The following is a 26,932-nucleotide window of genomic DNA, read 5'->3' as shown; positions in this document are numbered from 1 at the left end:
CAAGGAGCGGCGAGACAGGGTTCGCCCGGTGTTAGCGGGCCCACGTTCACTATGGGATCGGGTGCACCGCCCCCTCGGCCGGCACCGGCGACCAGAAGGACTCGGCCGCCCGCGCGTACTCCTGCGACAGCCGGGCGTGGTACGCAACCTTCTTGGAGGTGCTGTCGGCGAGTTTGCCCTGCGCCTCGACGGCTGCCGCCCACCCCGAACGCGGGCCCGAGAATGGGTGGAATTCCTCCGAACGAACGCTCCCGGGCGTCTCCCGGACGATGTTGGCCTCGGGATTGGCGAGGAGGCAACTCAGGTAATAGGAGGCGAGCTTGTAACGGAGCGCCTCACCGCTCAATCGGTGTCTCAGGGATTCGGCTTCGATGCGGTGGTACGCGGCCCGGGTACGGTAGGTCGGGCGCCGTTCGTACCAGGTGACGACCCTCGTGGCGGCCCAGCAGAGCAGGCCCGCGCACGCCATCAAGATCAGGCTCGTCCGGAGTTTCAATCGCACTGCCCACCCCCCCGTCTGCCGGCGCGCCGGTGTGCCGTCACGGCTTTTTTTGATCCCACTCCTTGAGATACTTCTGGCTGTTCTCGCTCCATTCTGGGAGCAACTCAGGGACCATCTGCTTCGTCCCGGCGGTCTCCGAGGGCGGGGTTAGACTTTGGGTCCCTCCCCAATTGTTGGGATCTTCGTAGTTAAAGCCCGCCTGGTTCAGGAAAGATCTCTCCCCGTGGAGGTTCCAGATCAGGTAACCCAGCGAGATCCAGATGCCCCCGGGGTTGTAGACGAGCCTCGTGGTGAACACGACGTCCTGATAAAACCTGGTCGGGCGGTTCAGGGGGTTGGAGTACGAACCGAAACTCAAAACCGGGGTGTCATGGATCGCATAGGCCGGCGGGCTGACTAACGGTGGCCGTGAGAACGGGATGTTCTGGGTCTCCGCCGGGTACATCGTGTACGACGAGTCCTGGACCATGATGGCCAGCGGGTTGCCCGGGTTCTGCCCGTTCCAGTCGAGGACCGTCGGGGACGTCTCGGTGATCTGGCCCGTCGCAAAGTAGGTCTGCTTCAGGTCGATCGAAATGGTCTGCAAAAAAGCGAAATCCCCCCCGAACCGGTGGGTCGTGGCCGACGCCTTGAAGTAGACCCCGGGATCGTCCTGGTAGAACCCGATGTAGTTGCCCCCCTGGAGGGCGTGCTGCCCGAACTTCAGCGGCTTCGTCACCATGCTCATGTCGGCGTCGGGCTTTTCGACGGCGACCGTCAAGTTCTTAGCTGGCGCCGCCCCCCGGGCGTAGTTCACCTGCACGGAGATGGTGTGGTTGCCGGTCGTTTCGTCCCAGCAGAAGCTGAACCAATCCACGGTGCCGAGTGCCTCGCCGGGCGGGGCCGTGTGGGTCACGGCGCCGGCCAGTCGAGTCGAGTGCCCCGCCGAGACCGTCCAGGATTGGCTCTCGACCGCGCCGCTGACTTTGTACGTGACCGACTGGATGTTCTCATCGATTGGAGTCGAGACAACGATCGCGACCTGGCCGCCGACGATCCCATAGTAGTTCCCCTCCTCGTCGGACATCACGCCCCCACCGCTGAGCGTCACGCTCGGATCGGGGGGTTCCCATTCGTTGCCCCCGCCGCTGGGGTCGTCCATCAGGCTGAAGGTCGCCGCCACGCTCTGGGGTGGTTCCACCGGCACCAGCGTCATGGGGCGGATGACTCCGGGACCGGAATCCGCGGTGGATGCCGCGCCGGCCGGTGACTGTGCCAGATTGGCCGACGGGGCCTGCGCCTGGGAGTGGACGGTTGGCACAAGGGCGCTCCCCCCCTGACGCGGGGATGCCGCTGGGACTGCTGCCCCACGGGGCGTTGCGGTGGGAACCTTGCCGACCGACGGCGCTGACGGGAGGCTAACGATGAGCCCCGGTGTCGGTGCCGGCCCGATCCGGTCGGTCGCCACAGCAAAGGTGGGCCACGCGGGCACCCTCCCGCCGTCCGACCCCGTGGTGGCCGTCCGTGAAGCCCACGCGACCCGGGCGGGCAGCGGCGGGTTCGCCGGCGCGATAGGCCGGTGCACGGCCTCGCCCGTCGCACGGGGCCTCGACGTGGTGAGGGGCACCTCGCGGGTCTCGAGCGCCGCGTCCCCTCCGGGAGCGGTCACCCAGAAACCCGGGAGTAACGACGAGACCACGACGCGGCCTTCGATGGCGTCCGTAAGGGGATGAAACCGGCGCAGTATGCGGAGGCGGTTGCGCATGGCTGTCTCGTCCTTCGATATCATAACCGTATTAAGGATCATGTCACGATTATTTTGAAACTTCACATCTCGTAAAAATAAAGCAATCGCATTGATTTGTGTTTTTGTTTTGACGGACCAAGGCCGTCGAACCGACACAGCATGACAGAGTCCTTTGGCCCTATCAAGTTTCACGTCACGATTACATGAAAACTTCACATTTTAACCAGCATAGATGAAGGGTGCGTCTTGCGTGCCGAGCCGGTCGGGCCTTGATGGAACGGACGGGCCCCGACCATAACTTAATGCCCGGGCCGGGTGGTCTGGACATCGAGGTCCACTTCAATCTCAGAGCTATGCTCGCGAACATGCCCATTTTGTTTGTTGCACACGCTTGTTACCTCGACGACTCCAACGGTGCCGCCGTCGCCAGCCGGGCGATGATGGAAGCCTTGTCCCGGCGCGGCCGCGCCGTTGAGGTGCTCTGCGGCGCCGTGCTGGATTTGGGCCGGGAAGTCGACCCAGTCCACTGGCTCGTCGCCCGGGGCCACGACGTCGATAGGGCCGGCCGAGACCATCTCCGCCTGACTGTCCGAGGAGTGCCGATCACCCTTCATCTCGGGCCGACGACCAAGCCCCACGATCCCGAGGACATCGAGCGCGAAGAGTTCCTCCGCCTCTTCGAAGCCACCCTGGCCCGAATCCAGCCCGGCGTTGTGGTGGCCTACGGCGGAAGCCGGCTCGTCCGCGAGGTTCTGGCGACGGCACGATCGCGGGGGATCGCCACGGTTTTCCCACTCCACAACCTGCGCTACCACGACACGAGGCCGTTCGCCGATGCGGACGCGGTGATCGTCCCGTCTCGGTTCGCCGCTGACTACTACCGTGATTCGCTGGGGCTCTCCTGCACCGTCCTGTCCAACCTCGTCGACCGTGAGAGGATACGAGCTGAGCGGACCGGGCCGGGCTATGTGACGTTCGTCAACCCATCCCCTGAGAAGGGCGTCTACGTTTTCGCCAGGATCGCCGACGAACTGGCTCGACTTCGCCCCGACATCCCACTACTGGTCGTTGAGGGGAGGGGGACCGAGGCGACCCTGGCTGCCTGCGGGCTGGACCTGCGAGTCCACGGGACCGTCAGCCTCATGTCTCACACCCACGACCCGCGTGACTTCTGGGGCGTGACGCGGGTCTGCATCATGCCGTCCCTGTGCCTGGAGGCCCAGGGATTGGTCGCCGTCGAGGCGATGGCCAACGGCGTCCCGGTCGTCGCTTCTGATCGTGGGGCCCTTCCCGAGACCCTGGGCGAAGCCGGCGTTGTCCTCCCCCTCGCCGAACGTCTGACGCCCACGACCCGGATGTTGCCGACGGCCGAGGAGGTCGCCCCGTGGGTTGAAGCGATCGCCCACCTGTGGGACGACCGAGACCTCGCCCAAGAGCATCGCCACAAGGCCCTTCAAGAAGCTCGGCGGTGGGACGCCGAAACCCTCGAGCCGCAATACGTCCAGTTCTTCGCCGAGCTGCGGCCTGGCTCGAAATCGCTCATCGCGACGGCACCGAGGTGGCCCAAATCCGCGGCCTTGGTCCCCCACCTCAACGGCATCGAATGGGAATGCGAGGAGAAGCGCCGCCGACTGGAGCAGGCTGGGGTCCGGGTCGTCCGCCGCGCGGGCAGCTCGCCGCTCGACGTCGCCCGCAATGCCATGATCTCCGACTCGCCGCACGACGGCCCCCGCGCCACTCATCCGCCCACCGCTCAAGGCCAGAAGCTGCCCATGTCCTCCCTCCCGGAACAAGATGAGGTCCTTGGCCTACTCGCTGACCTCGACGACTTCCTCGCCCCGCGCGCCCTCCTATTCTGGGGCAACCTCCTTGGGGCCGTCCGGCACGGGGGGTTCATCCCCTGGGACGACGACCTCGATCTCCTCCTACCTCGTGACGACGTGCCGGAGCTGGAGGCCTTCTGCGCCGCCCGCGGAATCGCGGTCATCCGCCATCCCGGCCATTTCCTAAAGCTTTACCGCCCCGACGGCACCGCTTGCCGGCCCGACCTACCGTGGCGGTGGCCGTTCGTCGACGTCTTCCCCTACGATCTGGCCGGCGGCGAGATCCAGACCCGGTTCATGGACCGCACCATCCGCCTCCCCGTCCCCCAGGTCCTTCCACCCCGACCGATCCTTTTCGAGGGTGTCCTACGGCTGGCACCGGCTTGTCCGCTCCCCGTGCTCAGCGCCTTGTACGGCGACTATCAGACATACCGCGTCAAGACGTACGACCATCGCCACGAGCGAGCGGTCACCCTCGACGAGATCGTCGAGCGGGTCAACGCCACCTATTGGCGGAAGGTCCGCCCGGCCTCGGATCGGGTCCCGTCCGCCTTCGCCCTGACGGCCACCGAGGCGTTCGCCCATGCGACAGGACGGATTCTGGACCTGGGAAGCGGGGACGGGCGGGACGCTCGATTCTTTCGATCGCGGGGGCTGGAGGTAGACGAATGCGACCCATTCGCTGGGCCGGGAGGTGACGCCCTGACCGTTGATCTGTCGAGATACTGCCGCGTGTACGGTCGGTGGCTGCTCCACACCCTGTCCGCCCGCCAGCGGCGAGACCTCCTGGCGAGGCTGGCCGGGGTGTCCTCCGGGACGGTGATTTGCCTGGAGTTCCGGGACTCGACGGACGCCGTCGGGTTGACCCCGGTGACGAACGACCCCCGGCTGTTCTTCGACGACGGGCACTTTCGGTGGCTGGTCTCGGCCGACGAGGTGCTGGCCGCGCTCGGTCCCGGGTTCGAAGTGATGTTCCGCGCCCTCGGGCGGTTCAGTTCGACGCCGGCGAGTGATCCGGTGCTGGCCCGGCTGATCGTGCGGAAGCTGTGACCAGGTGTACGTCACGACTCTCCCCGGTTTCCAGGGCCCGATTACGGGCTTGGCGATCTCGGCTTTGGCCACGGCCATGTTGATCTGGCCCTCTTGCAGGAGAGCCTTGAGATTCTGATCGACATGGCCGACCGTCACCTGGCCGTGCAGCGATTGCCAGACGTCCGAGCGCGGGATGTAGGTGTTGTCCGATCGACTCGGCTTTTTGACGTGAAGGAGCAGAGTGTGGAGAACTTGGTGTTTGCGAAGCACGGGAGAGGATCGATCATTGGCCTTTGGGATATGAGGATCGAGAGCTGTGAACCGGCGGTTGATCCGGTCGGTCGGTTTCGGGGGCTCAGCGCGATGATTTTGGCTTGCGGTTGCGCTTTGGGGTGGGTGCGGGACTGTTGATCACGCTTTCGAGCAACTCGGCCAATCGTCGGGCCGCCTCACCCGGGCCCCGGGAGAGTTCGGCCATCTCGGCAAAACTGAGCTGAGGATCGGGGAATGGGAGTCGGCCCTCCGCTTGTTCGGGGGTCGCCAGGAGTTGATAGGCCTTGTCCTTCTGCTGGACCTTCACGCCGCATCGTTTGAGCAACTCGAGCTCGCGATAGAACGTGCGCAGGCCGATCTCGAGATCGTTGAGAATGGCCTCGCGACTGCGGGGGCTGGCGGCCAGGAACCTGACGAGGCGGTGGAGTCGGGCCGCGCGGCCCAGGGTAATGTGGACGCCTGGACGTCGTCGACTGCTTGACGAACGCTTCATGGTGCGAATCTCTTCGGTGAGGTCTCGCCGGCTCTCGGGCCGGTCGCCCCGCACTGATAATGAGGAAGAGCCACGGAGGCGACCGCCTATGCGTGGCGTATCATCCTTACGGCAATGAGAGCGAGTAGTGATTGTTGGGATTGGAATGATTTTGCGGATTTTCTCAAGTGCGCGGTGAGTCACGCCGATTATCGAGAAAGGCCACATGAATTGCCATGGCACGGGCGAGGGCGCGTCAGGTCGCGTGTCTCCCTGCCGGTGACTCGAGCCGGTTTGCCTCTACGCGCTTTGGGAGTCTGGTCTATGTCGACAAGGAAGCCCACCACACGGAACCGTGCTCTGCGCCCGTTGGCGGAATATTTGGAAGATCGGCAACTCCTTTCCGGCGTGGTTTCGGGGACCGATATCGACGGTGATCAGTGGGTCCTCCAACTGATTGGTCCCGGATCACTTGTCGTCGCCAAGCAGCCTGGTGCGGACGGGCAGCCCGCTCCTCTGAATTCTCAGACCCAGATTAAATCGATCACGATTGGTGGTCTCGACCCCCAGAAGAGCCGGCTGGTCGGCCAGGTCACCAAGGGGCCCAACGGCGACGGCAAGGTCTTCTTCCAGCAGTTGGAGGAACTTCCCAGCAAGTCGCAGCAACTGTCCGGGGGCAACGGCCCGCTCTCGATCGCCATCCCCGACTTCTGGCTCGCCAATACGACGCCCACCGGGAGCACGGGAACACCGGACCCGGTCGCCATCACGATCCCCGACGGGGTGAGCACCCTGCAGTTCGGTGGGGTGGATACGACGGTCGGTCAGGTCGATCCTCCGGCGTCGACCGCGCAGAGCGACATCGCCGCGGTCACGCTCGGGCTGCCACAGTTCGGCGGCACCCGGATCATCATCGACAAGTCGATCAGCAGTTCGCAGCAGGTTCCTCCGTCCGGGACCTCGACGACGCCGACCACCATCCAGCATGGGGTCACCTTCAGCGTCTCGGGCCGGCTCTCGCTGTTCCAGGCCAACGAGATTATCGGAAACACCGACACCCCCCCCGGCCAGTTCGTCAACCAGAATTCCAAGGCCACGGGATTCGGTGGGACCTGGGTCATCTCCGGAACGTCGGGTGTGGCCCCTTTCCTGAGCGACCCTCGGATTCAAGGCGGGCTGACCGGACAGATCGGTAACGTCCGGATCGGCGGAAATGCCACGAACTTCTCGACGCTCGTCTTCGACGCCACCGGCACCGGCCAGGCGAAGCTGACCAACTTCTCGATCGGAGGAGAGTCGAACAACGTCCTTCTCGTCGCTCCCAACGGAGCCCGCAACGTCGTCTTCGGACGAGGGATGGACACGGTTGACATCCTGTCCCACGTGGTCAACACCCTGACGGCTAATCGTGGTGCCTTGAACTCGAACGTCTATGTCGACCGCACGATCAGCAAGGCCACGTTCGGCGGCGACGTGGTGAATACCAACGTTCTCTCCGGCTACGTGCAGAACTTCTCGAACATCATCAGCACCGTGACAGGACAGTCCTCGGTCAGTGCCTTCAGTCCCACGCCCCAGCCTGGAGCTCCCCCCATCCCTGAGAACGCCCAAAACGCGGGTGGCATGAGTGTCCTGGTCGCGGGTGACGTCACCAACTCCGTCTTCGCCGCGTCGGTCCAGCCGGAACTGGTCACCCTGACAGGAGGCTCCACGGTTCCCCAGTTCGGCACCAGCCGGAATTTGGTGCTCCCGGTCGGTGACATCACCGCAAAGGTCGAAGGCCAGATCGACAACTCGATCGCGACCCCCGACAAGCCGACCACCGCCTTCTACGCCAATAAGGTCGACCTCCAGCGCGGCCCCGTCATCCCGCCCAACGTCCCCGAGGCTCCCTACACCGGCAAGCAACCCTACACCTTCATCCCTGGTTTCCATCATCCGGCCCTGGCCGTCGGAAAAGGAACCGCCGCCAAGATCAAGCCGAACCGAGTCGGGGCCCGAACCCCGCAAGGACCAGGTCGATCTTGATATCAATCCGTCCCAATGAGTTTCGCACACTCCATGCAAACAAACAAGCGTGTTGTGTGCGAAGCCGTTTGCCTGGGGTGGTTGATTTGAGATGAGGGAGACGGACGGACCACGAAAACGAACGACGCCCGGAGCCATTGGCGAATGGCTCCGGGCGTCTCTCTTTTGGGGTCGATTGGTCGGCTGATCGATACCGGATCAGGGGGCGGGGGTGGACGCTTTGATTGCCTTGTCCGCGATATCGCGGCGATACCAGGCGCCGTTGTAGCGGATGGAGCGGACCGCCTCGTAGGCGCGAGTCTGGGCTTCGGCCAGCGTGGCCCCGAGCGCGGTGACGTCGAGGACGCGACCGCCGTCGGTGACGATTCGACCGTCGCGGCCCAGGGTTGGGTCGGTTCGGAGGTTGGTGCCGGCGTGGAACACCTTGACGTCGGCCATGCGGTCGGCTTCTTCAAGGTTGTTGATCACTCGGTCGCGTTCGTAGGGGCCAGGGTAGCCCTCGGCAGCCATGACGACGGTGACGGCCGGGCGGGGATCCCAGGCGAGGTTGATGGTGTCGAGGCGTTCGTCGACCACGGCCTCGAGGACCTCGAACAGGTCGGTCTTGAGCCGCATCAGGACGGCCTGGCATTCGGGGTCGCCGAACCGGACGTTGAATTCGAGGACCTTGGGCCCTTGGTTCGTCAGCATCAGGCCGGCGTAGATCACTCCTCGGAATGGCCGCCGGGCGCGCTTCAGGGCGTGGACGACGGGGACGAGGATTTCGCGTTCGACCTGTTCCATGAGTTCGGGCGTGACGATCGGCGCGGGGGAGTAGGCACCCATGCCGCCGGTATTCGGCCCTTCGTCGTGGTCGAACGCCCGCTTGTGATCCTGGCTCGATTCCAGGGGGATGATGGTCCGGCCGTCGGTCAGGGCGAGAATGCTCGTTTCCTGGCCGTCGAGTCGTTCCTCGAGGATCATGCGGTCGCCGGCCTTGCCGTAGATCCGTCGGACCATGATCTGGTCGATGGCCTCGAGCGCCTGGCGGAGGTTGTCGCAGACGTAGACGCCTTTGCCGGCGGCCAGTCCATCGGCCTTTAGGACCAGGCCGAGCGGACGGCCCAAGACGTGGTCGCGGGCTTCGGCTGCGTTGTTGAAGGCGCGGCGCTCGCCCCGTTCTTCGATTTCAACCTGGACCCCTGGTCCGAGCTGCTCGCGCGGATCCATGATCCGGTCGATCGCCTCCAGGGTTTCGGCGGCGGTCCGGCAGAGCAAGGTGTGCCGGAGCGTCGAGCGCCCCTTGGAGCGGACGACGAGCGAGACTTCGCGTGAGAGCACATAGAGTTCGGCGTCGGGAGCCGAGCGGAAGATCCGGTAGTCGGCGGTCGGGATGCCGGCCTGGCGCATGAGCTCCTTGGCGAAGACCTTGCTCCCTTCGAGCTCGGCGGCGTCGCGTCGCGGGCCGAAGATCCGCAGCCCCTCGCGCTGAAACGCGTCGACGATCCCGTTCGTGAGCGGTTCTTCGGGGCCGACAATCGTCAGCCCCACCCCTTCCCGCTTGACGAACTGGGTCAGAGCCCGGAAGTCGCCCGGCTCGATCGAGACGTTCTGCGCATCGAGCGCGGTGCCTGCGTTGCCCGGGGCGCAGAAGACCGTTTTGACCCGGGGTGACTGTTTCAGCTTCCAGCAGAGGGCGTGCTCTCGCCCTCCTTTGCCGATGACGAGAACTTTCAACGGGCCAACCTCACGAAAAACTTTCGGCGGACTGTGATTCTCTTATTCTAAAGACCAAGGGCCTCGTCGCACAGGCCCAACACTCCCCTCACGGCGGTGATGTTGGAAACTTTCCCGCTCGAATCGTATGATAGACGATCTTGCGTGGAAGATTTCTCAACGCGAACCGGCTTTCGGCTCGACGTGTCTTCGCGTCCGATGGCCTCCGCTCATCGAGCTGGGGCCGACCGGCTGATGCTTTTTTGTTTTGCGCTTGTAAAGGGAGAGGGAGACCGCCGTGAAGAGCGTTGCCGTCGTCGGGGCGAGTGGTGCCGTGGGGGACGTGATGATCCGCCTGCTTCAGGAACGCAAGTTCCCGATCGGGTCGATCAAATTCCTGGCGTCGGAGCGAAGCGCGGGCAAAACGGTGGTCTTTGGTGGGAAGACGTTCACGATCGAGCCGTTGACTCCCGAAGCCTTCCAAGGGGTCGACATCGTCCTCTCGAGCACTCCCGCGTCGATCTCCCGCGAGTACAGCCCGATTGCCGCACGCGCCGGCGCGGTCGTCGTCGACAATTCGAGCGCCTTCCGGATGGATCCCAACGTGCCGTTGGTCGTTCCGGAGGTCAACCCGCAAGACGTTGCCCGGCACCAGGGAATTATCGCCAACCCGAACTGCTCGACCATCCAGATGGTCGTGGCCCTGAAGCCCTTGCACGACGCCTTCCGGATCCGCCGGGTCATCGTGAGCACCTACCAGGCCGTCTCGGGGGCCGGTCAGAAGGGGATCCACGAGCTCCAATCGCAGACCGAGGCCCACGTCGCCGGTCAGGACGCCCCCGCGCCGAGCAAGTTCGCTCACCCGATCGCGTTCAATTGCCTCCCTCAGATCGACGACTTCCTTCCCAACGGCTACACGAAGGAAGAGATCAAAATGGTTCTCGAAACCAGGAAAATCATGGGAGACGAGTCGATCGACGTCTGCCCGACCTGCATTCGAGTTCCCGTCTTGAACTGCCACAGCGAGTCGATCCTGGTCGAGACCGAACGCCCGATCACTCCCGAAGCGGCCCGGCAACTCTGGGCGAGCGCTCCTGGCCTGGTCGTGGTTGACGACCCCGAGGCGCGACTCTATCCCCTGCCCGCCTCGTGCTCCGACCGCGACGAGGTGTTCGTCGGCCGGATCCGCCAGGACCTCCACAACCCCAATGCCCTGCTCTTCTGGTGTGTCAGCGACAACCTCCGCAAGGGGGCCGCGACCAATGCCGTTCAGATCGCCGAGGAGTTGCTCAAGCTCGACCCGGTTCGCGTCTGAGTCGGGCGGAGCGGAGTGGAGGAGCCGGAGCAAAGCAAGGTCGGACATCGCAACGGCGTCGAGGTCGGCCTGGGCGTCGTTGGGGTGAACTCTTTATTCTCATGCGTAATATCAAGCTCCTCCTGAGCTACGACGGTACCGATTTCTCCGGCTGGCAGCGCCAGCCGGACCGGCGGACGGTTCAGCAGACGCTGGAGGAAGCGATCCAGCGCCTGACCGGTGCCGCAGCGGTCACGAACGCCAGCGGCCGAACCGACGCGGGGGTCCATGCGATCGGCCAGGTGGTCCACTTCTACACGGTCTCCCGGCACGCGCCTGAGGTTTTCGTCAAGGCCCTGAACGCCACACTTCCGCACGACATCCGAGTCAGGAACGCCTGGGACATGCCGCAAGCGTTTCATTCGACCCTCGACACCAAGTCGAAGCGCTATCGCTACGTGATCGACAACGGCCGGATCGCCGATCCGTTCCAGACCCGCTACAGCAACCACGTCTATCAGCCGCTCGACGTGGCCGCGATGCATCGCGCGGCACAGGCCTTGAAGGGGCGGCACGACTTCCATAGCTTCGAGACCCAGTGGCCCAACCGCACGAGCAGCGTTCGGACGATCGTCGACATCGCCGTCACGCGGCGGCACGACACGGTCTGGGTCGAGGTCGAGGCCGACGGGTTCTTGTATAACATGGTGCGCTCGATCACAGGGACGCTCCTGCTGGTGGGCACCGGCCGCTGGGCTGAGACTCGGGTGCAGGAGGCGCTCGTCGCCGAGGATCGGCGCGAGGCGGGGCCGACCGCTCCCCCTCAAGGCCTCTTTCTGCTCGTCGTCCGCTATGGCCATCCCGACGAGGTCGCTCCCTCCTACTCTTGATGACCTGGCTGGGGCATGATTGATATCAATGCGAATTATTCATGTCATTACTCGCTTGATTATCGGCGGAGCCCAGGAAAACACGCTCCTGACGGTCGAAGGTCTGCACCATCGGTATGGCGACGACGTGACCTTGATCACCGGGCCGGCTGAGGGGCCGGAGGGGGATCTGTTCGGTCGTGCCGAGCAACTGGGGCTCAAGGTCGAGCTGATGCCCGAACTGGTCCGCGCGGTTCGGCCGGGGACGGACTTCCGGGCCTATCGCCTGCTCCGCCAGGCGATCCGCCGTTTGCAGCCCGAGGTGGTTCATACGCACAGCTCCAAGGCAGGGATCAGCGGGCGCGCCGCGGCCTGGCATGAGCGGGTTCCCGCCGTGGTCCACACGATCCACGGCTTACCCTTCGGCCCTTCCGAATCGCCGATGAAGAACCGGGCCTATGTGGCGCTCGAACGTTGGGCCGCGAACCGTTGCCACGCGATCGTGAGCGTCTGTGACTCCATGACCGACCAGGCCCTCGAGGCGGGGGTCGGGCGTCCCGAGCAGTACAGCACCGTTTACAGTGGCATGGACGTGAATACGTTTCTGGACCCGCCAAGGTCGCGTGACGAGGTCCGCCATGAGCTCGGGCTGGCCGACGACGAGATCGCGTTCGGCACCGTGGCCCGGCTCTTCGAGCGCAAAGGGCACGACGATATTCTCGCGGTGGCGCCTGCCGTGCTCGCGGCCAATCCGAAGGTCCGGTTCGTGTTCATCGGCGACGGCCTCCTCCGCGACCGCCTGATCGCCGAGACCGAGCGGCTCGGGCTTCGCCACGCGTTCCAGTTCGTGGGCCTGGTCCCCCCCGGTCGGATTCCCGAACTCCTCGGGGCGATGGATGCCATCGTCCATCCGAGCCTTCGCGAGGGGTTGGCGCGGGTCTTACCGCAAGGGCTGTTGACCGGCCGCCCGGTCATCAGCTACGACGTCGATGGGGCTCGCGAAGTGGTTCTGCCCGAGACGGGCGTGTTGCTGCCGCCTCGCGACCTGCCCGGGCTTCAGGCCGCGATCCTCCGGCTGGCCGCTGCCCCGGGGCTGCGCGAGGCGCTCGGGCGGGAAGGACGTGCGCGGTTCGCCCACCAATTCCGTCACGAGACGATGACCGCGCAACTCCGCTCACTTTACGGGCGACTGCTTGAGACCCGTAACTCGCACTGAGCGGTGCATCCGGAGCAGGATGAACTCGAGCGACTCGTTCTCCCCCTTGTTGAGGTTGAAGCCGGTTAAATGATCGAGTCGTTCCACCTCATATTCGGGCCGGGCGAGAAAGGCGCTAAGCTCATGGGGGAGGACTGCGGTGGCCACGGCCCCGTGCTGGAGCACCAGCTTTTTGACCTGCGACCAGTTGCGTACGGTCGGTAACGGGCGACCGTACGCATAGATTACGCTTGGCTCTTGATAGGAGTTAAGGATCGGCTGGACGCGATGCTCCTTTGCGAGGGATGCGAACCGCTCGCCCACGATCCGGGACGTTCGGTACGGTTCGGCCGCCGGCAGCAGCCACGTGCCCATGGCGAACATGAAGATCGCCCAGGTCACCACCAAGCTTCCCACCGCCCGTTCGGTCAACCCGCAAAAGATTCGCGTGACGGCGTACGTCGTGCCCGAAACCAGAATGACCGCCAGGAAGAGGAGCGGACTGCGAAGGCTGGTGGGAAGCATCGTCGCCCCCGCGATCAAACCCCCAAGCAGAACGACCGCGGTCCCGCTCAGCAGACCGACTCCGACCCGTCCCAAGGGCCAGCGTCTGAGGTTGACCTCCTCCTTGACGACGAGCGCGATCAGCCAGGCGGCCAGAAGTGCGCACGCCGGGATGGCTGGCAAGTAGTAGTGGACCAGCTTCGTCTGGACGCATTCCAGGAGGATGAGGGGCCCGACGGCCCACCCCAGGAGAAAGCCGAAGAGTGGGTGCTCCCGCCGTCGCGACCAGGCGCCGAAGAGCGCCGCGGGGAGGAGGGCCGACCAGGGGTGGAACGTACCGAGCGTCGTCACGAGGTAGTAGCCCGGGAACCCGGTATGCTTCTCCATGCCGGTCGCCACGCGTTGAATGATTTGGTCCCCGATGGCGAAGCGAAAGAATTCGCCATGCGAGACCAGGCCGATCATTACGAGCCAGGGGGCGACGACGGCCAGGAATACGCACAGGCCCCAGCGCCAGCGGAGTCGGCTCCAGCAAGCGGTCGGTCCTCCCCACCACCAGGAGACGATTCCCGACATGGCAATCAAGGCGGCACCGACCGGCCCCTTGGTGAGCGTCGCCAGGGCCATCAGAGTCCAGAAGCCGGCGGCGAGTCGGCGCGAGGGGCGCTGCGCCAGTTCCCAGAGGCAGAACTGGGCTCCGACCAGCCAGAACGCCAGCGTGGCGTCGGTCGTTGCCAGCTTCGATTCGGTGACCATGATCGGTGACGTCGCGAGCATGAGCGCGGCGAACATCCCCATCTGTGGACCGAGCATTCGCCGGCCCATCGCCCTGACGAGCAGGCAAGTGCCGACCCCCGCGATCGCCGAGACCAGCCGGCATCCGAACGGGTTATCGCCCCCGAGGGCGACTCCCCCTCGCATCAGCCAGTAGATGAGGATTGGCTTGTGATAGCGCGGTTCGCCGTTGAAGGTCGGCCGGATCCAATCGCCCCGCGCCCGCATCTCGCGGACGCAGGCCGAATATCTCGGTTCGTCGCGGTCCCAGAGGCTCGTCTTGTGATTGCCCGCGAGGTTCAACGTCAGGGCCAATAGGCCGATTAATACGGGCTCCAGCAGGAGCCGTCGGCGCGATTCACAGGCCTCGGTTCCGAAAATTGGCGGCAGGGACGTTGGTGCCAAGGGGCCCTCCGTTGGCTCCAGTCGGAATCGAATCCCAACAGCAACCTCGTGGCAGGGCGATGGTTCACGCCACTCGGCGCGGGAGTATAATGCAAGTTGCGGTGGGCGTGGAGGGCGCTTTCTCAACGACCGACTCTGGTCTTTGGACTCGACTTCGGATCGAGGAGGGCTTGCCTTCTCGACGCCCGGCTCCGACCTACAATCCGACCGAGGATCTTGCCGAAATGGCCCTGCAGACCGAAGCCGAATGCCTGCTCGATACCGGCGCTCTCTATGGCGTTCGGGTCATGCTCCGCCCCGCCCAGGGAGATCCGATCTTCGCCGGCTTCAAGCAGGGAGCGTTCTCACTCTACTACGGCGACGGGCCGATCTACCACTTCGATCGGGAAGGACGTTGGCAGCGCGCATTCATCCACGGGATCCATTACCTCAAGGGCCTCGACACGACGATCCAGGCGATCGACCGGGTCCGTGAGGGGGTGAACATGGTCTTGAAGCGACGCACCCTTTTTTTCGCCGAAGCGAGCGACCTCGATGCCTCGGTCCGTGCGACGGCCCTCGACCTTCTCGATGCACTCACTGCGGGTCGCCTGGAACGGGTTGACCCCCCCTCGAAGGCTCAGCCCCTCTCGACGGACATGCTTTGCAACTTCCTTGAGCGGATTGTGGAATGGGACGCGACGGCCTGGTTTGCGCATCGCGAAAAATACGTGGCAACCTACGGCGTCTTGCCTTTCTTGCCGCCGGATAGTCAGAACTCTCTGATCCTCCAGGCCACGCTCGGCCATGCCGACGGGATCGTCTTTGGCGGGGGATCGGCGGCGCCTTACTACCAACGAACGAGCGACGAGTTCGCCACCCACACCCGTGAGGTCGTCAAGCTGTTCGGCCAGCGTCGCCTTCAGTACCGGAACATCTTTCTGGCGGGCAGCGACGTCCTTCGGCTCCCGAGCGAAGCGGTGGCGACTTTCCTGGAAACGATCGCCCGGAGCGAACTGTGTGCGCCCTCCGGCGGAGTTCGCGACTTCTCCGAGCCGTCGCCCAGGCTCGAGGCCGTCCACGCGTTTCTGGACAACATGGCTCCGCCTCGGCCGTCCGTCGAGCAGTGGCGGACGTACCGCCAACTCCAGTTGCGCCGGGTGGTCTTGGGGGTCGAGTCGGGCGACCCGACCGTTCGCGGCCTCTACCGGAAAACATGGGAGAACCACGATCTCGTCGCACTTGTTTCCGACCTGAAGCAGGCCGATCTCGCCGTCGGCCTCATGGTGCTGGTGGACGCCGGGGGCGCAGAGCACGCCGAACGTCATCTCGCCGCCACGGTCGACCTGATCAACACGCTCGAACTCGGCAAGGGCGACATCGTTTCCCTGCTGGATGCCAACGAGTTCCGTGACCCTGAACAGCCGGTCCCTAGCTTCGCGCCTCTGGTGGGCTTGCGTTGGACCGAGCAACAGGCGGCGCTCAAGCATGCCTTGTTACCGCTCAGGTCGAACCGAGGGGTGAAGGTCGTGCCCTATAGCCTGGAGAAACAGGGACTCTGACCCGTGGGCGGCTGGCATAAAAGAGGGCTGGTTGGGGTCCGCAGGCGGACCCTCGCCGGCCGTTGGATCATATCGAAATGCCTTTTCTTATTTCAAGGGCCAATCGCTACCAGTCGTAGGTCATGCCGAACTGGCCGATTTGGAGGTTGGGCAGGGCGAGTTCGCTCAACTCGCGGAGAATCTGCTTGCGGTAACGCGCCTTGATGTGGACGGCGATGACGGCCGCTTTCCGCTTGAGCTTTTGCACTTCGAGGCCGAACAGTGCGGGGGTCAGGTGCTTGGAGATCGAGGCGAGCTCGCTCATTTCGTTGGGGAAGGCGGCTTCGAGAAAGACGGCGTCGAGGTGATCGGCCTTGTTGGCATACTCCCAGAGGAGGTCGGTCGGGCCTGTGTCCGACGCGATGAGGACGGCGGACCGGGAATCTTCGATCAAGAAGCCAAGGGTCGGGACGACGTGGTTGACCGAGATCGGGGTGATCTTCAACCCTTCCACCTCGAGCGGCCGTTCCGGCTCAAGAAGCTCGAGCCTCAAGAAGGGTGCTGAGCCTTCGGAGAGCGCGACGAAGTCGGGCCAGGTCCGGTCGTTGAAGATATCTCCCTTGAGGTTTTCCAATACGGTTTCGCTGCCGTGGATTGTGACACAGTCGGATTTCCCCTCATAGGCATTCTCGACGAAGATCGGCAGGGTCGCCGTATGGTCGATATGAGTGTGGGAAATTAAGACGTGTTTGATTTTTGCTTGTTTGCTCGGAGACCCATGGATTCCCAGGCTACCGGCGTCGATGGCAACGGAATCGTTGATCAAGTACGAGATCAAGTATTGGCTTGGCTCTTCGCCATCCGTGACGATCGACGATGGCACGAGCATGACTTTCACGTGTGGAATTCCCTTGAAGGACTGGGGTCCAGGGTAAACAGGCTCGGACGGGCCGTCAACATGCCAGCACCGGGATCGTTGTGGGAAGGTGCGATGAACTTGACAGGCGCGGAACCGGGGCATAGTCTCATGCCCGGCGGGTCTGTGGAACCGCGGCGCGATTCTTGTTCCCAACGGTCGAGAGAGCGGGACCTTCCCTTATGGATTCCAGCAAGTTCGACCTCATCGTGATCGGGTCCGGTCCGGCCGGCGAGAAGGGGGCCGCGCAGGCCGCCTATTTCGGTAAGTCGGTGGCTCTGATCGAGAAAGAACCGGAGCTTGGTGGCGCGGCCGCCAATACCGGGACGCTTCCTTCGAAGACGCTGCGCGAGACGGCCTTATTCCTCTCGGGGTTTCGCAATCGCGACCTCTCCGGAGTGAACCTTAGCATCAAGCACCAGGTCACGATTCGCGATTTTCTCGTCCACGAGCAGCACGTCACCCAGGAGGAGCGGGTCCGGATTCTCGACAACCTGTCGCGGCATCACGTTCAGTTGTTCCGCGGCACCGGCTCATTCGTCGATGCGCACACGATCAGCATCCGCTCGAACGATGGGAGCGAGACCCGGATTCAGGGAGACGTCGTCCTGATTGCCGTGGGATCATCGCCGTTCCGGCCGCCGATTTATCCGTTCGAGGATCCGCGGGTCTGGGATTCGGATACGATTCTCCAACTCCAGCACATGCCCAAGAGCATGCTCGTCGTCGGCGGCGGGGTGATCGGTTGTGAATACGCCTGCATGTTCGCGATTCTCGGCATCGAGGTCACCGTGGTCGAGCAGCGGGGCCGGGCGGTCGGCTCGCTCGACGCTGAGATCGCCGCCTCGCTCCAGTCCCAGATGGAGTCGATCGGCATCCGCTTCCTTTTCAATGACTCGGTCGAATCCGTCCATGCGGGAGAGGAGATCGACGTTCAGCTCAAGTCGGGCCTGGCGTTGAAGCCAGGGGCGATCCTGGTCTCGTCGGGGCGGAACGGCAACACTCACGACCTTGGACTGGATCGGGTCGGGGTCGTGGTCAATGAGCGAGGCGTGGTGAACGTGAACGCGCGCTATCAGACCGAGGCGCCTCATGTTTATGCCGCCGGGGATGTCATCGGCTCCCCTGCCCTGGCCTCCACCGCGATGGAGCAAGCGCGGGTTGCGATGGTCAACGCCTTCGACCTGAAGTACAAGAGCGACATGGCGGTGATTCTGCCTTACGGCATCTACACCATCCCTGAGTGTTCGATGGCGGGTGAGACCGAGGAGTCGCTCAAGAAGAAGGGGATCGACTACGTCGTCGGCAAGGCCACCTACGACACGAACGCGCGCGGACATATCATCGGCGACGATAAGGGTTTTCTTAAACTCCTGTTTGCGACCGAAGATATGAGGTTGTTAGGAGTTCACATCATCGGCGAACAGGCGACGGAACTCGTCCATGTCGGGTTGACGGCCTTGCTGCTGAAGCAAGGGGCCGACTTGTTCATTCAGACGTGCTACAACTATCCCACGCTGACCGAACTCTACAAGTACGCCACCTACGATGCGCTGGGGCGTCGGGCCGCGCAGAAGAAGTAGCCGGTCCGGCCGTGCGGGAAAAAAATGAGGGTGGGCCGTGTCCATCCTACAAGAGATCGCATGTATATTCTTGTAGGGTGGGCACGGCCCACCATGGCTATTGCGATTCCGAAGTGAAAACCTCTTGATTCGCTCAGCGGCTCATTCGGCGGCTTCGTCGGCCACCGATGAAGCTGTCGAAGACGTACGAACCCAGGTCGTCGGCCGAGCAGTAGGCGGCGACGCCCTGGGAGACTCGCGCCATTTCCTCGACGAAGTTGACCAGGCCGAGATAGAAATAGTCTTCGATCAAGGCGAAGCTCGACACTCGGATCCCGGCTGCGGCGCAGCGGCGGACTTCGGCGAGTGTGTGCGAGGCCGACTTTTCCGAGGGCGGGTAGATCAGCACGACTTCGCGGCCTTCAAGGTGCGCGGTCGGCTCGCCGTCGGTGATGACGATGATCTGCTTGTTCTGCGCCCCTTGCCGGCTCAGGAGACCTCGGGCCAGGCGGAGACCCGCATGAATGTTCGTGAAGTGCTCGGGGACGCGCTTCGGTGGGTTGTCGAGGTCGAACCGCATCCGGACGTGGCTGTCGAAGAGGCTCACCGGCTTGGGTGCGGAGTTGAGCAACTCTCGCTCGGTAATCCTATTGGCGTACGTGTAGAAGCCGACCATCTGCAAGGTGTCTTGCGAGTACTGCGCGCGGACCATCGCCTGAAGCGCCATGGCCACCTTCTTGGTCATGGCGTACTTGCCGTAGCGGCCCATCGAACCGCTCATGTCGATCAGCACGACCGTGGAACAGCGCGACTGGAACTCGGTATCGTGAACGACGTAATCTTCATACCGGAGGTGGATCGGCGATCCTCCCCCTTGGCGGACGAGCCCGTTTTTGAGGGTCTCGTGGAGGTCGAGGTTCGCTAGTGAGTCGCCGTAGACGTAAGGCCGCGAGTCGTCGAGGCGGACGGTCCCCTCCCCTTTCTGGGGGGTGTCGTGCTTGCCGACCGCGTCGCGCTGAAACGTCTGGAACAGGTTTGTTAACGCGCTTTCCTGGATCCGGCGGAGCCCTTTGGGGCTGACCTGCCACTTCCCTTCGCCGTCCTGCTCGATCAGACCTTGCTTCTCGATCTGCTGGAGCAGGTCGGGAATCTCATCCTCCTCGAACTCGTCGAGGTTGCGGAGGACCTGTTCGCCATGCTGGAGGAGATACTCCGAGAGCTGGTCGAAGGCCTTCTCGGCCGACTGAGGCTGGAACGCTTGAGAGCCGTCCCACTTGCTGTATTCGTAGAAAGACACAAGCACTCCTTCCTCGATCGGGCACGCTCGTCCGGCGTTGGTCCACTTACCGCTTGTACGAGGTCGACCCGGCCTTGGACGACTTGTTCAGCTTGTTGTGGACGTGCAACCCCTCAAGGATGAACTCAGCGGCGGCGGCGACCGAGATGTCGCGGGCGTCGGAGTCGGTCAGCTCGGGCTGAACCTGACGCGCGAATTCGTCCGCCCGCTTGCGGAGGTGAGGCACTTTCTCGATCCGGGAAAGGACTTCCTGGGCCGGAAGCGTGTCGCCCATCTCGATCCCGTTGCCCGACTCGAAGTAGCCCACCGCGGCGCGGAACTCGCGGGCGTCGAGATGCTGAGCGAAGACGTTCTTGACCGCCTCGTCCACAATCCGGCTGATCAGCTTGTCTTCGTTGCCGTCGTCTTCGGACATTGTGAGCTCGAGCTTTCCGCGCGAGCTGGTCGCCACGTGGGCCAGGTCGGAGACTCGCGGCACGATCCAGCGTTCGCCACAGAGCAAGGCGCGGCGCTCGGAGTTGGAGACGACGTTCTCGAGGTTGGCGATCGACATCCGAACCGAAACGCCCGACTGCTGGTTGACGTGCGACGACGACCGCGCCAGTCGCGAGATCTCTTCAATAATCTCTTTGACGTAGATGGGAATGGCCAGTTCTCCGCCGGTCCGGTCGAGCCAGGCGTTCTGGTCACTGATGGCGATTCCCAACTCGCGCGTCAGCGGGTAGTGGGTGCGGACGACCGACCCGATCCGATCTTTCAGCGGTGTGACGATCCGGCCTCGGTTGGTGTAGTCCTCGGGGTTCGCCGAGAAGACCATGCAGAGGTCGAGCGTGAGCCGAATCGGGTAGCCGCGGATTTGGACGTCGCGCTCTTCGAGCACGTTGAACAGGCCGACCTGGATCTTGGGTGAAAGGTCGGGCAGCTCGTTGATGCAGAAGATCCCGCGGTTGGTACGGGGGATCAGGCCGAAGTGCATCGTCAATTCGTTCGAGAGGTAGCGCCCCTCGGCGTGCTTGATCATGTCGATTTCGCCGATCAGGTCAGCGATCGTCACGTCGGGGGTGGCGAGCTTCTCCTGATAGCGTGCGTCACGGCCGACCCAGGCGATCGGCGTGGCGTCGCCACCGGCGGCGACTCGGTCGCGAGCCTCTTTGGAGAGCGGAGCGTAGGGGTGGTCGTTGACCTCCGACCCGGCGATGATCGGCATGGCGTCATCGAGCAGGTGGACGAGCTGGCGAAGCATGCGCGTCTTGGCCTGGCCGCGAAGCCCGAGAAAGAGGATGTCGTGCCGTGACAGGATGGCGTTCTGGATCTGGGGGACAACCGTCTCTTCGTAGCCCAGGATGTCGGGGAAAAGGGGGCGTCCCGCCTGGATCGTGGCGATCAGGTTCCGCCTCATCTCATCCTTGACCGACTCCATCCGATAGCCGCTTGCCCGCAAATCGCCCAGGGTTCTGGGCCGCTCCGTCGCCATACTGCACCCTCCGGTAGAACTGTCGGCGCGTTCAGGTAACGCCTCCAGTCATGCTAGGCAGCCGTCCTACCGAAGTCAACGCGGCGAACCAAGGCGCAAAAGCAAGGGCACGCCGTGGGCGGTGGCCAACCACCGCCCTCGAGGCGCGAGACATGGGCGTCGTCGATTTCCGCGTCTTGAATGCGAGGCGTCAGAAGTCGAACAGTCGGCTGACACTTTCACGGCGGTGGATTGATTGAATGGCCTCGGCGAAGAGACCGGCAACGCTGATCACCTTGCAGCAAGGGGCGAGGGGCTCGAAGCGGTGTCCGATCGTGTCGGTCAGGACCAGTTCTTTGATCGGGCTCCGGGCAATCTTCTCGGCCGACCCCTTGGAGAAGACGCCGTGCGAGACGCAGGCGTAGACGTCGAGGGCCCCGCGCTCTTTGCAGGCCTTGGCCATCTCGATGAGGGTGCCCCCGGAGATGGTGAAGTCGTCAACAATCAGGACGTTCTTGCCTTCGACTTGGCCGACGATGTCGAGCATCTCGGCTTTTTCGTCGTGCGAGTGCCGCACCTTGTTGCCGAAGACGACGTTGGTATGCATCATCTGCGCATAGCGGTACGCCTGCTTGCCGAATCCGACGTCGGGCGCGGCCACCACCAGGTCAGGAATCTGCTTCTTCCGGAAGTAGTCGACCAGAACCGGCATGGCATAGAGGTGGTCGACCGGGATCTTGAAGAACCCCTGGATTTGCGGGCTGTGCAGGTCCATGGTCAGCACGCGGTCGGCCCCGGCGGCCTCAATGGCGTCGGCACAGACCCGGGCTCGAATCGAGACGCGAGGTTCGTCCTTCTTGTCGCCCTTGGCGTAGGAGAAGAACGGGATCACGGCCGTCACCTGGGTGGCGCTGGCGCGACGGAACGCGTCGATCCAGAAGAGCAACTCCATGAAGTTGTCGTTGACCGGGTATTCCGTCCCCTGAATGATGAAGACGTCGCGGCCTCGGACGTTCTCCAAAACTCGGACGAAGACGTTCCCCTCGCTGAAGGTCTTCGTTTCGGATTGAGCCAGTTCGATTCCCAGCTTCGCGCCGATCTCGCTGGCCAGGCTCTTGCTCGCCTTTCCGCTGAAGATTTTGAGCTCACCGAACGGGTCGTTGTCTTTGGACGAGGCGTTGCAGACGAGAGATTTATCCATGCCGGAAGTTCTCGAACTGAACAAAGGCGGGTAAAGACAGGGGCCACGGCGGCCCGTCGCTTCGATGGCCTTCGAGGATCGGCCTCGCTGCGGTTCCCCGAGGATCGATAAAAGCCCGCACCCGGCGCTTGCCGCGACGCTTCTAGTATACTCCAGATCTTAACGATCGTCCGGCTCCTCTGCCAGCCACGTCGAGCCCCTTCACTCCGCTTCGGAACCGAACTCCCGGTCGGCTCTCGGTCAGAATAATCCTCCTTGCACGTACGTCCTTGATTACAATAACGGTGGAATTACGATGGTCGGATCCAACGTCACTCCGTGCTCCCCTTGAGAGGATCGCTGGCAATGCGTCAACCGAAGTCCATAGCCCGATGGTTTTTGAGCCTCGTCTTGACGTCGTCGCTCGTCCTGTCGATCGCGGCCGGCCTTGTGAGCACTCAGGCGAAGGCGGGGTCCGATCCGACCGGCAAGGCGGCGCCCAGAACGATCCGGATCGAACGGACTGCGTTCATGGAAGCGCCCCCCAAGCTGAGCCTCGAGGGGGGCGTTGACTGGATCAACTCCGGCCCGATCCGCCTGGAGGAGCTTCGCGGTAAGCTCGTCCTGCTCGACTTCTGGACGTACTGCTGCATCAACTGCCACCACGTCCTGCCCGACCTCGCCAAGCTTGAACAGAAGTATAAAGACGAACTCGTTGTGATTGGGGTCCATTCTCCCAAATTCGATGAGGAGCGTCAGACCGAGAATATCCGCCGCAAGGTGGCCGAGTATCAGATCAAGCACCCCGTGATCAACGACGCCGACCAGGTTCTCTGGAATCGGTTCGGGGCCGATAGCTGGCCGACCATGGTCCTGATTGACGCCGACGGAACGCCCATCGGCAAGGTTAGCGGTGAAGGAAATTACGCGATCCTCGACCACGAGATCGGCCTGCGAGTGGCCAAGCACAAAGCGAAAGGGGACCTGAATACCACCCCGTTTCAGTTTTCCGCCGAGAGCGATAAGCCGGACACCTCGCCCTTGCTCTATCCGGGCAAAGTGCTGGCCGACGAGAAGAGCAAGCAACTCTTCATCGCGGACACAGCCCACAACCGGATCGTCCTGACGGATCTCGACGGTCGGAAGTCGGTCGTCGTGGGATCGGGGGGGATCGGCATGGTCGACGGTGACTACGCCAAAGCTGAGTTCAACCGGCCCCAGGGGCTCTGCCTCGTCGATGACACGCTTTATGTCGCCGACACCGAGAATCACGCGATCCGAGCGATCCATCTCAAGACCAAGCAGGTCAGCACCGTGGCGGGAACGGGCCAGCAGGGACATCGCCGCTCCGGAGCCGGGGCGGGGAAGGCGACCAGCCTGAGCAGTCCGTGGGACCTGGTTCTCATTCCAGGCACCAAGACCTTGGCGATTGCGATGGCCGGCACCCACCAAATCTGGCGCTATGACATCCCGTCGGATTCGGTCACCATCTGGGCAGGAACGGGCCAGGAGAACATTGAGGACGGCCCGGTTAGCACGGCTCTCTTCTCTCAGCCGAGCGGGCTGGCGACTGATGGGCACAACCTGTTCGTGGCCGACTCCGAGGTCTCTGCGATTCGCGAAATCGTCCTCGATAAGAAGAAGCCCGTAGTTCACACGATCGTCGGCCAGGGCCTCTTCGTGTTCGCGGACGTCGATGGCAAGGGAGATGTCGTCCGGCTTCAGCACTGCCTGGGGGTCGCCTATGGCGGCGGTAAGCTCTTCATCGCCGATACCTACAACAACAAGATCAAGGTCTGCAACCCCGCTACCCGGACCGTTGAGACCTTGGTGGGTAACAAGCAGCCTGGCCTGACCGACGATCCTCCCCGTTTCTACCAGCCCGGCGGCCTGAGCGTGGCAGGAACCAACCTCTACGTGGCCGATACGAACAACGGTCTGATCCGGGTTGTCGACCTTGGCGAGAAGACGGTCAGAACGCTCGAGATCGCAGGTCTCACGCCCCCTGCGCCTCCCAAGCGAAACCCCACCTTCCCGAGAGCGAAAGAGGTCACTCTCGAGACGGCCCAGGTTGCACCTGGCAAAGATCTCACCTTTGACGTGACCCTTCCTTCCCTCGACCCTGGCTATAAGATTAGCCCTGACGTGCCCATGTCCTACCTGGTCGAAACCCCGGAGAAAATCGGGATTCTTGCCACGACATCGACCGGGGGACGCAAGCTTGATCCTCCCGCGGAAGTCTTCACGATCAAGGTCGACCTGGCCAACGCCACCAAGGAGGGCGATTCGTTCACGATCAGGTTGTCGGTCAAGTCCTTTGTCTGTAGCAAGGACTCGAGCCTGTGCACGGACAAGAACTATGTCTGGACGATCCCGATCACGGTCGTGGCCGGGGCTTCCGATCGCGTCCGAATCGGCTCCACGGACTCCGAGAAGAGCGAGCGGGCCACCGATTAACTGTTGCTTGTGCTATTTGGGTTCCCTGGGACCGTGGGCGCCCCGCACGCATTCTTGTTTGCTTATAAAAGCCTGAGTCCCAGGGGCCCGAAAGCCACTTGATGTCGTGGCCAACTCCCGCTTTTCTTCGAACTCCGAGATCAGCCTCACTTTGCCTTCTGACACCCGCGGTCAGTGATCCGCTCAGTCGAAGGAACGGATGATTGCACGAGGAACGCCGCTGCGCCCGGGGCCGTTGCCACATGAGGTTAGAGCCGGGAAGGCAGCGGTTGCTCAAATTCGATGTTCATCAATGTTTGGCTATTGAATGTTCCCTGTTCGCTCGGAGCGAGTGTCAGGAGAAGCAGGACATCGTCTCGTGTCTTTTTGACACTCCTCGCTAATCCCGACAGTTTATGAGGCGATTCAACTTGCCTTGACAGCGAGAGTTACAGCCTGCGTGCTGAAGGATGGAGACAAACCCAATCCTTCTGGAGCACGCAGGCCATGGAGACCCAAAGGCCCCCAACTCTCACGATACCGATCTCGTGCTGCCCCAAGAAAGCTCCCTGCCCCACGTGTGGCAAGTTGGGGCGGCGAAAGGATGTCTTGAATCGCCTGATCCGTTCGATCGCCTACCATCAGGTCGTCTACCTTGACGTCACCTACGGCGAGTATCGCGCCCGCTGCCACTGCTGTTCCACGTTTCGGACCATGCCCACGAGCGTGGAATTCAAGGCCCGTTACGATAATAAGGTCCGCCAAGCCGTCCTCGATCGGATCCTCGAGGATGGCATGAGCGTCGAACGCGTCATTCAGTCCATACATCGCGATTTCCTCTTGGACCTGTCCGACGGTTTCGTCTACGACTGTCTCCTCCATCAGGCGAAGCGTCTCGACATGGCCGAGCATCGTCGCTGGGTGCTCGAGCATTTCCGCGGGACGCTTTGCGTCGATGAACTCCATCTCGGTCGTTATGCTCTGCTGCTGGCGACCGACCCCCTGAACGACTTGGCCGTCGCCTTCGCCCTGGTCGCCAGCAACGACAAAGATCACATGCGGCGGTTCCTCAAGAACCTCAAGACCTGGGGATTGGAGCCGGAGGTGGTGGTGACCGACGGCTCGGATCTCTACCCGGCGGTGTTGGCCGAGTTATGGCCATCGGCCCGCCATCAGTTGTGCGTGTTTCATGTCCTCAAGGATCTCCACAAGCTGGTTCTCGATGCGTTGCGGCGGTTCCGTCGTGGACTGGAGCGGCGCGGGAACCGGGGGCGGAAGCGACGGCGCGGCAGGCCCTCGGGAGGCCGCAAGCCGCGACACCGTTCGACCTATAAGGAGAAGTCGGCGTTTATCTTCAGTCATCGCTTCCTGATCGTTCGGCGGCGGGATCAGATGAGCCGCCAGGAGCGGATTGATCTGAACACGATGCTCAACGACCTGCCGGAGTTGAGACCGTTGCGACAGTTCGTGGACGCCTTGCAAAGGTTGTTCGCGGAGAACCAGGGCGAAGCGACGGCTTGGCGGCGGCACCAAAGGCTGACAACGGACCGCGACTTCCTCGGGGTGCCCGAATTGGTGAAGGCCGTGAAGAAACTCGGGCCGGAGAAGTTCGCCAAGATGATCGCGTTCTTGGGGAGCGCCGCGTGTCGGCGGATGCGGACGAACAATCATGTGGAACGGATCAATCGCAAGCTCCGCCATGAGGAGAAGGCCCGCTACAAATGGCGGAGTCGGCGGACGATCGTGCGGTTCATGGTTTTGCTGCTGGACCGTTACTGGGAGCATGAGAAGGCGGCACGAAGCCGCTGGCTGGACGAGACGCCTCCCATCGAACTGGCGCGGGAATCGCCCAAGACTGTTCCGAGGCCTCGAGTCGCCTGAAAAATGGGCCGTGGCTGTCGGGATTAGCGAGGAGTGTCGTCTTTTTGGGCACTTTTTTGAGCAGAGGCAACACCAAGGCTTCCCGCTCGGCGATC

Annotated in this window: 18 protein-coding genes; 9 read left to right on the top strand and 9 right to left on the bottom strand. The window is 63.1% G+C overall.

Going from position 1 to position 26,932, the window contains the following annotated elements; translation table 11 throughout:
• Positions 1-49: 49 nt before the first annotated feature.
• Together SINAC_RS15050 and SINAC_RS41210 are read right to left on the bottom strand one after the other, a co-directional pair.
• Complete coding sequence (locus SINAC_RS15050) at positions 50-502, bottom strand: oxidoreductase (protein WP_237722520.1); 453 nt, start codon at positions 500-502, stop codon at positions 50-52.
• 37 nt (positions 503-539) lie between these two features.
• A complete protein-coding gene (locus tag SINAC_RS41210) occupies positions 540-2,246 on the bottom strand; it encodes a hypothetical protein (RefSeq protein WP_015246498.1) in 1,707 nt (568 codons plus the stop codon).
• A 254-nt stretch (positions 2,247-2,500) separates the two neighbouring features.
• On the opposite strand from SINAC_RS41210, the gene SINAC_RS15040 reads away from it, so the two are divergent.
• Positions 2,501-5,101 (top strand): glycosyltransferase, encoded by a 2,601-nt coding sequence (locus SINAC_RS15040; protein ID WP_015246497.1) that lies wholly within the window; start codon positions 2,501-2,503, stop codon positions 5,099-5,101.
• Between the two features lie 337 nt (positions 5,102-5,438).
• On the opposite strand, the gene SINAC_RS15035 is transcribed toward SINAC_RS15040, so the two are convergent.
• Positions 5,439-5,849, bottom strand: a complete 411-nt coding sequence (locus SINAC_RS15035; protein WP_015246496.1) for a hypothetical protein — start codon at positions 5,847-5,849, stop codon at positions 5,439-5,441.
• A 303-nt stretch (positions 5,850-6,152) separates the two neighbouring features.
• On the opposite strand from SINAC_RS15035, the gene SINAC_RS15030 reads away from it, so the two are divergent.
• The gene (locus tag SINAC_RS15030; protein ID WP_015246495.1) at positions 6,153-7,856 is read left to right on the top strand and encodes a hypothetical protein; all 1,704 of its coding nucleotides are present in this window, start codon (positions 6,153-6,155) and stop codon (positions 7,854-7,856) included.
• 198 nt (positions 7,857-8,054) lie between these two features.
• Here the strand turns inward: SINAC_RS15030 and purD are convergent, their stop codons facing one another.
• Complete coding sequence (gene purD / locus SINAC_RS15025; protein WP_015246494.1) at positions 8,055-9,572, bottom strand: phosphoribosylamine--glycine ligase; 1,518 nt, start codon at positions 9,570-9,572, stop codon at positions 8,055-8,057.
• Between the two features lie 277 nt (positions 9,573-9,849).
• Here purD and SINAC_RS15020 point away from each other — a divergent pair, with 277 nt between their 5' ends.
• The 3 genes from SINAC_RS15020 to SINAC_RS15010 all read left to right on the top strand — a co-directional run bounded on the left by SINAC_RS15020 (position 9,850) and on the right by SINAC_RS15010 (position 12,930).
• Entirely contained in the window at positions 9,850-10,866 is a 1,017-nt protein-coding gene (locus SINAC_RS15020; protein ID WP_015246493.1) for an aspartate-semialdehyde dehydrogenase, read from the top strand.
• A gap of 101 nt (positions 10,867-10,967) precedes the next feature.
• Positions 10,968-11,735 (top strand): tRNA pseudouridine(38-40) synthase TruA, encoded by a 768-nt coding sequence (gene truA, locus SINAC_RS15015; RefSeq protein ID WP_015246492.1) that lies wholly within the window; start codon positions 10,968-10,970, stop codon positions 11,733-11,735.
• A gap of 28 nt (positions 11,736-11,763) precedes the next feature.
• On the top strand, positions 11,764-12,930 hold the full coding sequence (locus SINAC_RS15010; protein WP_015246491.1) for a glycosyltransferase family 4 protein: 1,167 nt from the start codon (positions 11,764-11,766) through the stop codon (positions 12,928-12,930).
• Here the strand turns inward: SINAC_RS15010 and SINAC_RS15005 are convergent.
• Entirely contained in the window at positions 12,889-14,592 is a 1,704-nt protein-coding gene (locus SINAC_RS15005; protein WP_015246490.1) for an ArnT family glycosyltransferase, read from the bottom strand. The genes SINAC_RS15010 and SINAC_RS15005 overlap by 42 nt on opposite strands.
• Positions 14,593-14,816: 224 nt before the next feature.
• Between SINAC_RS15005 and SINAC_RS15000 the strand changes: the two genes are divergently transcribed.
• Complete coding sequence (locus SINAC_RS15000; RefSeq protein ID WP_015246489.1) at positions 14,817-16,133, top strand: hypothetical protein; 1,317 nt, start codon at positions 14,817-14,819, stop codon at positions 16,131-16,133.
• A 106-nt stretch (positions 16,134-16,239) separates the two neighbouring features.
• Here SINAC_RS15000 and SINAC_RS14995 read toward each other — a convergent pair whose 3' ends face one another.
• Positions 16,240-17,001, bottom strand: a complete 762-nt coding sequence (locus tag SINAC_RS14995) for a 3',5'-cyclic-nucleotide phosphodiesterase (protein WP_237722569.1) — start codon at positions 16,999-17,001, stop codon at positions 16,240-16,242.
• Positions 17,002-17,210: 209 nt separating this feature from the next.
• On the opposite strand from SINAC_RS14995, the gene sthA reads away from it, so the two are divergent.
• A complete protein-coding gene (gene sthA / locus SINAC_RS14990; RefSeq protein WP_015246487.1) occupies positions 17,211-18,611 on the top strand; it encodes a Si-specific NAD(P)(+) transhydrogenase in 1,401 nt (466 codons plus the stop codon).
• Between the two features lie 133 nt (positions 18,612-18,744).
• Here sthA and SINAC_RS14985 read toward each other — a convergent pair whose 3' ends face one another.
• The 3 genes from SINAC_RS14985 to SINAC_RS14975 form a co-directional block, all read right to left on the bottom strand.
• Positions 18,745-19,887, bottom strand: a complete 1,143-nt coding sequence (locus SINAC_RS14985; RefSeq protein ID WP_015246486.1) for a VWA domain-containing protein — start codon at positions 19,885-19,887, stop codon at positions 18,745-18,747.
• A 46-nt stretch (positions 19,888-19,933) separates the two neighbouring features.
• Positions 19,934-21,361, bottom strand: coding sequence for a magnesium chelatase (locus tag SINAC_RS14980; RefSeq protein ID WP_015246485.1), 1,428 nt, complete (start codon positions 21,359-21,361; stop codon positions 19,934-19,936).
• A gap of 190 nt (positions 21,362-21,551) precedes the next feature.
• Positions 21,552-22,541 carry a ribose-phosphate diphosphokinase gene (locus SINAC_RS14975; RefSeq protein WP_015246484.1) on the bottom strand — a complete coding sequence of 330 codons (990 nt, stop codon included), beginning with the start codon at positions 22,539-22,541 and terminating at the stop codon, positions 21,552-21,554.
• A gap of 345 nt (positions 22,542-22,886) precedes the next feature.
• Here SINAC_RS14975 and SINAC_RS14970 point away from each other — a divergent pair, with 345 nt between their 5' ends.
• Together SINAC_RS14970 and SINAC_RS14965 are read left to right on the top strand one after the other, a co-directional pair.
• Positions 22,887-24,977 carry a thioredoxin-like domain-containing protein gene (locus tag SINAC_RS14970; RefSeq protein ID WP_015246483.1) on the top strand — a complete coding sequence of 697 codons (2,091 nt, stop codon included), beginning with the start codon at positions 22,887-22,889 and terminating at the stop codon, positions 24,975-24,977.
• Between the two features lie 588 nt (positions 24,978-25,565).
• Positions 25,566-26,837: a transposase gene (locus tag SINAC_RS14965; protein WP_157579409.1), complete on the top strand. Its 1,272-nt coding sequence runs from the start codon at positions 25,566-25,568 to the stop codon at positions 26,835-26,837.
• The last annotated feature ends 95 nt before the right edge of the window (positions 26,838-26,932 follow it).

Origin of the sequence: Singulisphaera acidiphila DSM 18658 (assembly GCF_000242455.2) — a bacterium.
GTDB lineage: Bacteria > Planctomycetota > Planctomycetia > Isosphaerales > Isosphaeraceae > Singulisphaera > Singulisphaera acidiphila.
Note: the sequence above shows the minus strand (reverse complement) of the source record. Positions and strands in the feature narration are given on the sequence as shown.